Origin of the sequence: Bacillus sp. NH11B (assembly GCF_001884205.1) — a bacterium.
Lineage (GTDB): Bacteria > Bacillota > Bacilli > Bacillales > Bacillaceae_G > Bacillus_A > Bacillus_A proteolyticus.
The window spans coordinates 20,313-29,743 of record NZ_MAOG01000150.1 but is presented as its reverse complement, the minus strand read 5'-3'; the positions used below and the strand labels follow the sequence as shown (position 1 = coordinate 29,743).

The 9,431-nt window shown below is 36.7% G+C and carries 10 protein-coding genes and 2 tRNA genes; all 12 read right to left on the bottom strand.

Annotation, left to right across the window (positions count from 1 at the left end):
* The 12 genes from BAU27_RS30220 to BAU27_RS30165 all read right to left on the bottom strand — a co-directional run bounded on the left by BAU27_RS30220 (position 1) and on the right by BAU27_RS30165 (position 9,426).
* A tRNA-Glu gene (locus BAU27_RS30220) sits at positions 1–72 on the bottom strand.
* Positions 73–85: 13 nt separating this feature from the next.
* Positions 86–161, bottom strand: a tRNA-Lys gene (locus tag BAU27_RS30215).
* Positions 162–301: 140 nt separating this feature from the next.
* Entirely contained in the window at positions 302–1,591 is a 1,290-nt protein-coding gene (locus BAU27_RS30210; protein ID WP_071773001.1) for an adenylosuccinate synthase, read from the bottom strand.
* Positions 1,592–1,806: 215 nt separating this feature from the next.
* Entirely contained in the window at positions 1,807–3,156 is a 1,350-nt protein-coding gene (gene dnaB / locus BAU27_RS30205) for a replicative DNA helicase (protein ID WP_071744214.1), read from the bottom strand.
* A 27-nt stretch (positions 3,157–3,183) separates the two neighbouring features.
* Positions 3,184–3,630 (bottom strand): 50S ribosomal protein L9, encoded by a 447-nt coding sequence (gene rplI / locus BAU27_RS30200; protein WP_071744215.1) that lies wholly within the window; start codon positions 3,628–3,630, stop codon positions 3,184–3,186.
* Entirely contained in the window at positions 3,627–5,600 is a 1,974-nt protein-coding gene (locus BAU27_RS30195) for a DHH family phosphoesterase (protein WP_071773000.1), read from the bottom strand. Before BAU27_RS30195 ends, rplI begins: the two co-directional genes overlap by 4 nt.
* 101 nt (positions 5,601–5,701) lie before the next feature.
* Positions 5,702–6,634 carry a YybS family protein gene (locus tag BAU27_RS30190; protein WP_071772999.1) on the bottom strand — a complete coding sequence of 311 codons (933 nt, stop codon included), beginning with the start codon at positions 6,632–6,634 and terminating at the stop codon, positions 5,702–5,704.
* 79 nt (positions 6,635–6,713) lie between these two features.
* A complete protein-coding gene (gene rpsR / locus BAU27_RS30185) occupies positions 6,714–6,947 on the bottom strand; it encodes a 30S ribosomal protein S18 (RefSeq protein WP_000918874.1) in 234 nt (77 codons plus the stop codon).
* A 44-nt stretch (positions 6,948–6,991) separates the two neighbouring features.
* Positions 6,992–7,504 (bottom strand): single-stranded DNA-binding protein, encoded by a 513-nt coding sequence (gene ssb / locus BAU27_RS30180; RefSeq protein ID WP_016093691.1) that lies wholly within the window; start codon positions 7,502–7,504, stop codon positions 6,992–6,994.
* Between the two features lie 26 nt (positions 7,505–7,530).
* Positions 7,531–7,821 (bottom strand): 30S ribosomal protein S6, encoded by a 291-nt coding sequence (rpsF, locus tag BAU27_RS30175; RefSeq protein ID WP_001233782.1) that lies wholly within the window; start codon positions 7,819–7,821, stop codon positions 7,531–7,533.
* A 191-nt stretch (positions 7,822–8,012) separates the two neighbouring features.
* The gene (ychF, locus tag BAU27_RS30170; RefSeq protein ID WP_000524664.1) at positions 8,013–9,113 is read right to left on the bottom strand and encodes a redox-regulated ATPase YchF; all 1,101 of its coding nucleotides are present in this window, start codon (positions 9,111–9,113) and stop codon (positions 8,013–8,015) included.
* Between the two features lie 115 nt (positions 9,114–9,228).
* Entirely contained in the window at positions 9,229–9,426 is a 198-nt protein-coding gene (locus BAU27_RS30165) for a DUF951 domain-containing protein (RefSeq protein ID WP_000436055.1), read from the bottom strand.
* Positions 9,427–9,431 lie beyond the last annotated feature (5 nt).

Genomic DNA, 9,431 nt, shown 5'->3' with positions numbered 1-9,431 from the left:
TGACCCGTACGGGATTCGAACCCGTGTTACCGCCGTGAAAGGGCGGTGTCTTAACCACTTGACCAACGGGCCACGAAAAATAAAATGGTGAGCCATGAAGGATTCGAACCTTCGACCCTCTGATTAAAAGTCAGATGCTCTACCAACTGAGCTAATGGCTCATACTCACCAACGTCATATTTCGTGACGACAAGATGTATCATAACATGTTTCCTTTTGTTTTTGCAATACCTTTTTTAATTTTTTTATAAAAAATAAGAAAAAACTCATGCGGACATGAGTTTTTTCTGGAAAATATCAATTAAGCTTCGTATACGTTACGAACGATATTTGTTTGATTACGATCTGGTCCAACTGAGAACATAGATAATTGAATTCCTGTTAACTCAGAAACACGCTCTACGTATTTTCTTGCATTTTCAGGAAGCTCATCTAATAATTTTACACCAGTAATATCTTCTGTCCAACCTGGAAGCTCTTCGTATACAGGCTCACATTTCGCTAAAATATTTAAGTTCGCTGGAACTTCATCGATAACTTCGCCATTGTACTTGTAAGCAACACAAATTTTAAGAGTTGAAATACCTGTTAGAACGTCGATAGAATTTAATGATAGATCTGTTAAACCACTAACACGACGTGCATGTCTTACAACAACGCTATCGAACCAACCTACGCGGCGTGGACGACCAGTTGTTGTTCCGTATTCACGACCAACTTCACGAATTTGATGACCGATTTCATCATTAAGTTCAGTAGGGAATGGACCATCACCTACGCGGCTTGTATATGCTTTACATACACCTACAACGCGAGTCACTTTCGCAGGACCCACTCCAGTTCCAACTGTTACACCACCAGCAATTGGGTTAGAAGATGTAACGAACGGGTACGTACCGTGGTCAATATCAAGCATAACACCTTGTGCACCTTCGAATAATACACGATGATTGTTATCTAGTGCATCATTTAATACAACAGATGTATCACATACATATTGCGCGATTTGTTGTCCGTATTCGAAGTACTCTTCAAAGATATCTTCTACGCTGAAACCTTCTGTGTCGTACATTTTTTCAAATAAACGATTTTTCTCTACTAAGTTGCGCTCAAGCTTCTCTTTAAATGCTTCACGGTCTAAAAGATCAGCCATACGGATACCGATACGAGCAGCTTTATCCATATATGCAGGACCGATACCTTTTTTCGTTGTACCGATTTTGTTATCACCTTTACTCGCTTCTTCTAACTCATCTTGTTTTAAGTGATAAGGTAAAATAACGTGCGCACGGTTACTTACACGTAAATTATCAGTACTTACACCACGATCGTGTAAGTATTTTAACTCTTCAAGTAATGCTTTCGGATCTACTACTAATCCGTTTCCGATTACACAAATTTTCTCTTTATAGAAAATACCAGATGGAATTAAGTGTAATTTATATTTAACTCCGCCGAAAACAATTGTATGTCCCGCGTTATTTCCACCTTGATATCTTGCAACTACTTCCGCATGCTCAGAAAGAAAATCAGTGATTTTACCTTTTCCTTCGTCGCCCCATTGTGTTCCTACAACTACTACTGAAGACATTATTAAAGCACCTCCGCGATTTTCAAACGATCTATTCAAACAATATAATTGTACCAAAACCGAAAAAGAAGTCAACCAAAAAGCGAACATTTTTTTATTAAAATTCATTTTCGTTCGTAAGAATTATATTTTCATCTTATGAAAGCCTTATCTTTCCTATATAAAAAAAGAAACACATCTTATTATAAGAAATGTGTTTCTTTTTTATACTGCCTTTATGCCCCGTCCTCAAAGCGTCGTTCTAAGTTGACGAATTTATTAAATTCCTTAACAAATGCAAGCTCTACTGAACCTACGGGACCATTACGCTGCTTTGCAATAATAATTTCAATGGTGTTTTTATTTTCCGTTTCTCGGTCATAGTAATCTTCACGATATAGGAAAGCTACAATATCAGCATCCTGCTCGATACTTCCCGATTCACGAATATCAGACATCATTGGACGTTTATCTTGACGAGATTCTACACCACGAGATAACTGCGATAAGGCAATAACAGGCACTTGCAATTCACGTGCAATCCCTTTTAATGTACGAGAAATCTCAGATACTTCCTGCTGACGGTTTTCTCCTGATTTCCCGCTACCTTGAATAAGCTGCAAATAGTCAATTAAGACCATACCAAGACCTTGTTCTTGCTTTAACCTACGACATTTTGCTCGAATCTCATTCACTTTAATCCCTGGTGTATCATCAATATATATACCAGCATTAGAAAGGCTACCCATCGCCATTGTTAATTTTGCCCAATCATCAGAAGTTAATGAACCGGTACGAAGTCTTTGTGCATCAATATTTCCTTCTGCACAAAGCATACGCATAACAAGCTGATCAGAGCCCATCTCTAGACTGAAAATCGCTACATTTTCATCCGTTTTTGTCGCTACGTTTTGTGCGATATTTAATGAAAATGCAGTTTTTCCTACCGATGGACGCGCCGCCACGATAATCAAATCATTTCGCTGAAAACCTGCGGTCATCTTATCTAATTCAGTAAATCCAGTTGGTATTCCCGTAACTTCACCTTTTTGATTATGCAAAAGTTCAATTTTATCATAAGCATCTACAAGAACATCTTTAATGTTTTGAAATGCTTTTGCATTTGTTTGATGAGATACTTCTAATATTTTTTTCTCAGCCTCATTTAAAAGGCCGTCCACATCATCTTCTCTCTCGTATCCATCCGATACAATATGAGTCGCCGTTCGAATTAAACGACGTAAAAGCGCCTTTTCAGCGATGATGCGTGCATAATATTCTACGTTAGCAGCTGTTGGAACAACTTCTGCTAACTCTGCTAGATAAGAAACCCCACCAACTTCTTCTAGTAATCCTTGATCAGCCATCGATGATGTCATTATTACTAAGTCAATTGGTTCTCCCTTATCAGACAACCCAAGCATGACTTCAAAAATCTTTTGATGTTTCGTTCGATAAAATGAGTCAGGTACCAATAGTTCCGATGCTGACGTTAAAGCATCCTGATCAATTAATATGGCACCTAAGACTGCCTGCTCAGCTTCTATATTATGCGGAGGGGTACGATCAGCCATTACATCACTCATGCGCAATCCTCCTTGCTTAATTTATTTTTATTGTTCACTAACATGAACTTTTACTGTTGCTGTTACTTGCGGATGCAATTTCACAGTGACGTTTGTATAACCTAATGCACGGATTGCATCGTCCATTTCAAATTTACGTTTATCAAGTTTAATCTTGTGTGATTTTTGCATTACATCTACAATTTGTTTACTCGTGATAGAACCAAATAAGCGACCACCTTCTCCAGATTTTGCCTTTAATTCTACAGTTAGTTCCTCTAATGTTCCTTTTAATTGTTTTGCGTTTTCAAGCTCTGCTGCTGCATCTTTTTCTTCTTTACGTTTTTGAGCTTCTAAAGTTTTCATACTGCTGTTTGTTGCTTCGGCAGCTAATCCTTGTTTTAATAAGAAATTGTTTGCATAACCGTCTGGTACGTTTTTTATTTCTCCTTTTTTCCCTTTACCTTTTACGTCTTTTAGAAAAATTACTTTCATGATTGTGTGCCTCCCTGTAAATAGTCATCAATAACAAATTGAAGCTTCTCCTCAGCTTCATCTACTGTAACATTTTTCATTTGTGTGGCTGCATTTGTCAAATGCCCGCCACCTCCTAAATTCTCCATGATTAGCTGTACATTCAATTCACCTAAAGACCTACCGCTAATTCCAATGAAATTCTCTCCACGTTTCGCAATAACAAATGATGCAATGATACCTGTCATCGTCAATAACGTATCTGCTGATTGCGCAATAAGCACCTGATCATAATAATCATCACTATCAACTTTAGCAATCGCAATTCCATTTTTATAAATGTACGCATTTTTAATGGCTTTTGCAACTCGTAAATACTGATTCATGTCTTCTTTTAAAAGTTCTTGTACAAGTACAGTGTCTGCACCATGCGAGCGTAAATAAGAAGCTGCATCAAATGTGCGAGCACCTGTACGGAATGTAAAACTTTTCGTATCAACGATAATACCAGCTAACAATGCCGTTGCTTCTAACATTGTCATCTTTAAATTTTTCGGTTGATACTCAAGTAATTCTGTAACAAGCTCTGCTGTTGAAGAAGCATACGGTTCCATATAAACAAGCAATGGATCTTCAATGAAATCTTCCCCGCGGCGATGATGATCAATAACCACTACATTTTCAATCTTATGTAACAGTTTTTCCTCCATCACCATCGAAGGTTTATGCGTGTCAACAACAACAAGTAATGAATCATCATTTGCAAATTCCATCGCTTGCCCTGGTGTAATAAAGTGTGACCATAACTCTTCATTTTGTTTCACTTTATCCATCAAACGTTTGATTCCTTTATCCGAATCATTTTCGTCTAATACAATATATCCTTTGCGCTCATTTAATTGAGCTACCTTTAAAATACCAATCGCTGCACCAATCGCATCCATATCAGGAGCTCTATGCCCCATTATAATGACATTACTGCTTTCTAATACTAAATCCTTTAATGCATGCGAAATAACTCTAGCACGTACACGAGTACGCTTTTCGACCGGATTCGTCTTACCACCGAAAAACTTAACTTTACCCGTTGCCTGTTTAATAGCTACTTGGTCTCCTCCTCGTCCTAACGCAAGGTCTAAACCAGATTGAGCCATGGCTCCAAGCTCCGATAAAGGTAAATCACCTGAGCCAACACCAACACTTAATGTAAGTGGTATATTCCTTTTGGATGTTTCTTCACGCACTTGATCCAAAATGCTAAATTTTCCTTTCTCCATTTGAGCTAAAATACTTTCATTTAGTACAACGAAGAATCTTTCTGAAGATGCACGTTTCAAATATGCACCATACTTAACAGCCCATTCATTTAGACGCGACGTGACAAGGCTTGTTATATTCGTACGTAATTGATCATCTAATCCTTGTGTAACTTCATCATAATTATCTAAATAAATAACAGCTAAAACCGTACGCTGATCCTCATACATTTTTTCAATCTCTGTTTGCTCAGTTACATCAAAAAAATAAATTAGTTTTTCTTCTTTCCTTACAAATACACGAAACTTTCGACTATTTAATGATACTATATCATCAGAAGTCTCTCCTTTAATAAAAAGGAGTAATGTTTCTGATACATCGTACAGATGCCACCCAGCTAATGCGTGTTGCCCCAAACATGAAGACAAGTAAGGATTTGCCCAATCAATCCCATAATCCTTATTGTATAACAATATACCAATTGGCATCTGATTGAATGCTTCGTTACTCACCTTTTTTACCCTAGTAACCATATCTGTCGTATATTTTTCAAAGTTCCTTTGAAAAGTAAGTTCAAATCGTATAACCAAAAAGAAAACGATGCTAAAAATAAAAAAGGCGGCTATCCCCATAATTAAGTGAAAATAACAAAGAATCGAGATTAGCACCAACACAAAAAATGCCAATACGTAAACAGGATATAAAAACCACTGTTTCTTATAAAATTCAGGCATGTATACAACTCCTATAACGTAAAACTAACTCCATTTCTAGTTAGTTAAACAGATTAAACACCTTAAAATAGCATAAACATGCTATTTTATCCCTTTGTTTTTCATTGAATTTTAGAACGCAATGAAATCCCTAAATCAATTATACCTAAGATTGTCACAAGAGGAAACAGCATTGGAATAAACATACATACAATAAAACTAATAATAGGAACGCCTTTCGTAAAACCTTTTTTGTGTGCTAAAAAAGTGATAAACGTTAATCCTTGCAATACAAGTAGCAAAGCAAAGATTACATATAGATTAGAAAATACCATATGTAAATATGATGTTGGTTCAACTTTCATGAAAGTTGATAGCAAAATAAATATGACGTAATACCAGACAATACTCTTTGGCAATTGTATATCTTTAAATTTAGGCCAAGGCGTCGTGTCGTACTTTAACTTTCTCAAAACACTACCTGATATTATCACTGTGATCCAAGAAAAACATACAGAAACTAGCACAATTATACTTGGAAATAACGTTTGTAATATATCATTCATTTGTGCAAATAACTCTTTTTGTTCTTTACTAACTGGCATACCAGCCGCATTTGCTATTTTTTCACTTTGCGCTATACTTTCACTAAACATATTTTGTATTTGCTTCATTAAATCTATGTTGAAAAATTTTATACTTCCAACATAAATGAGCATTATACCAATTAAATATCCCAGTGTTCCAGCTATCAATATTTCCACTGGTTTTTTCCCTTTTTTATACATATATCCTAATACAACACCTATTAATCCAAACATCACTGTCTTTATGAGACTAATCGGCTGACTCACGATAATTGTAACAAAAAGCGCCGCTACAAAAATCATGAGCACATTAGATAGTTTATGTCTTACTGTTAATAATATAAATGGTAACGGCAACGCAAATATTGCAACTGTACCTAAAATCGGAACATACATAGATATAAGCAATAAAATTGCATATATTGCCAATAACGCTGCACCCTCAGTAATAAATTTCGTACTTTTCATCATCTAACCTCTCTTTCAAAAAGAAAAGCATAGCAAAATGCACAGTAGAGTCCGACTCTACTGTGCATTTCATACGCTATTATTCACCAACATATGGTAAAAGTGCCATTTGACGAGCACGTTTAATTGCAACTGTAAGTTTGCGTTGGTATTTTGCGCTTGTTCCTGTTACACGACGAGGTAAAATTTTACCACGCTCAGAAACGAAACGTTTTAATAAATCAACATCTTTATAGTCAATGCGAGTGATGCCGTTAGATGTGAAGAAACACACCTTACGACGCTTCGCACGTCCACCTTTGCGTCCTGCCATGTCTATTCCCTCCATTCTTTGTTAAAAATAGCCGATTCACACCATTAAAATGGTAAATCGTCGTCCGAAATGTCAATCGGTTGACCAACATTCGAAAATGGATCGTCATTCTTCGTAAATCCAGAGTTACCTTGGTTACCTGAATTACTAGATTGACCAAATGGGTTAGAGCTTTGGTTACCGAAACCAGCTCCTGATGGTTGCTGATTGAATGAACCACGTTGCTCCCCACCGCCATTACGCGGCTCTAAAAATTGTACGCTCTCCGCAAGAACTTCTGTTACATATACACGTTTACCATCTTGTCCATCGTAATTACGAGTTTGAAGACGTCCGTCTACGCCTGCTAAGCTACCTTTTTTCAAATAATTTGCCACGTTTTCTGCTTGTTTACGCCATATTACACAATTAATAAAGTCAGCTTCACGCTCACCTTGTTGATTCGCAAATGCGCGATTCACAGCTAACGTAAAAGTAGCTACTGCAACACCATTGGGCGTGTAACGTAAGTCAGGGTCCTTAGTTAAACGACCAACGAGGATAACACGATTCATCAATCGAACCACTCTCCCTTATATATCAATTATTTTTCTTCTTCTTTAACAACGATATGACGAAGGATATCTTCGTTGATCTTAGCTAAACGGTCGAATTCGTTGATCGCCTCTGAGTTAGAGTTCACGTTTAAGATCATGTAGAAACCTTCACGTAAGTCGTTGATTTCGTAAGCTAAACGACGCTTACCCCACTCTTTCGTGTTAATGATTTCTGCACCATTGTTTGTTAAAACACCTGCAAAACGTTCAACTAAAGCTTTTTGAGCTTCTTCTTCAACGCCAGGACGAATGATGTACATAATTTCGTACTTTCTCATTACACTTTCACCTCCTTTTGGTCTAAACGGCCCATAATGGGCAAGGAGCAATTAATTTATAGTAATTACTCACGAGTTTAGATTATATCATAGTAAGTTATATGAATCAACTCACCAATACGTAAAAAACTTGGCAAACACATAATATATTTGCCAAGTTCATATCTTTATTTTTCCTAGGAAATATTAAATTAAACGTTAAAGCGGAAGTGCATAACATCTCCGTCTTTTACGATATACTCTTTTCCTTCTAAACGTACTTTTCCAGCTTCTTTTGCAGCTGTCATAGAACCGTTTGTCATTAAATCATCATAAGAAACTGTTTCTGCGCGAATAAATCCACGCTCAAAGTCTGTATGAATTACGCCAGCACATTGTGGTGCTTTCATACCTTGTTTAAATGTCCATGCACGCACTTCTTGCACACCAGCTGTGAAGTAAGTAGCAAGTCCTAATAAGTCATATGCAGCACGAATTAACTGATCTAAACCTGATTCTTCAATACCTAGTTCTTCCAGGAATACTTTTTTCTCTTCTTCGTCTAACTCAGCGATTTCTGATTCGATTTTTGCACATACAACGATAACTTGAGAATTTTCATTTGCAGCAAATTCTTTTACCATTTGTACATATTTATTTTCAGAAGGATCCATAATATCATCTTCACTTACGTTTGCTACGTATAGCATTTCTTTCGTTGTAAGTAAATGAAGGCCTTTAACAATCTTCATTTGCTCTTCTGTAAATTCAACAGTACGAGCCGGTTTTCCCTCTTCAAAAGCTTCTTTTAAACGAACTAAAATTTCATGCTCATATACAGCTTCTTTATCTTTTTGTCTTGCTAACTTCGCAACACGCTCGATACGTTTATCAACAGACTCTAAGTCTGCTAAGATTAGCTCTAAGTTGATTGTTTCAATATCATCAATTGGATCTACTTTTCCTGAAACGTGCGTAATATTTTCATCTTCAAAACAACGAACAACTTGGCAAATTGCATCTACTTGGCGAATGTGAGATAAGAATTTATTTCCTAATCCTTCACCTTTACTTGCACCTTTTACGATACCTGCAATATCAGTAAATTCGAATACAGTCGGAACAGTTTTTTTCGGTTCTACTAATTCCGTTAATTTATTTAAACGCTCATCTGGTACTTCTACGATCCCTACGTTTGGGTCAATTGTACAGAATGGATAGTTCGCAGATTCTGCTCCTGCTTGTGTAATTGCATTAAATAAAGTGGACTTTCCTACGTTAGGTAATCCAACGATCCCAGCCGTTAATCCCATATTTTTCACTCCTATGTCTCAATCTTTCATCATTATAGATAGTAACGAAAAAAATGACAAGTTTCCTCCAAACGAAAAAAAGTAACAATTGCCTACTGCAACTGTTACTTTCTCTCTATTCTTCATGCTTCACAAGTATTTTTTTTACCTTACGATCAAACTCTCTTCGAGGAATCATTACCGAATGGTCACATCCCTCGCACTTAATGCGGATATCCATTCCCATACGAATAATCTTCCATCGATTTACACCACATGGATGGGCCTTCTTCATTTCCACAACATCGTACAAGTTATATTGCTTTTGCTCCACTCTCC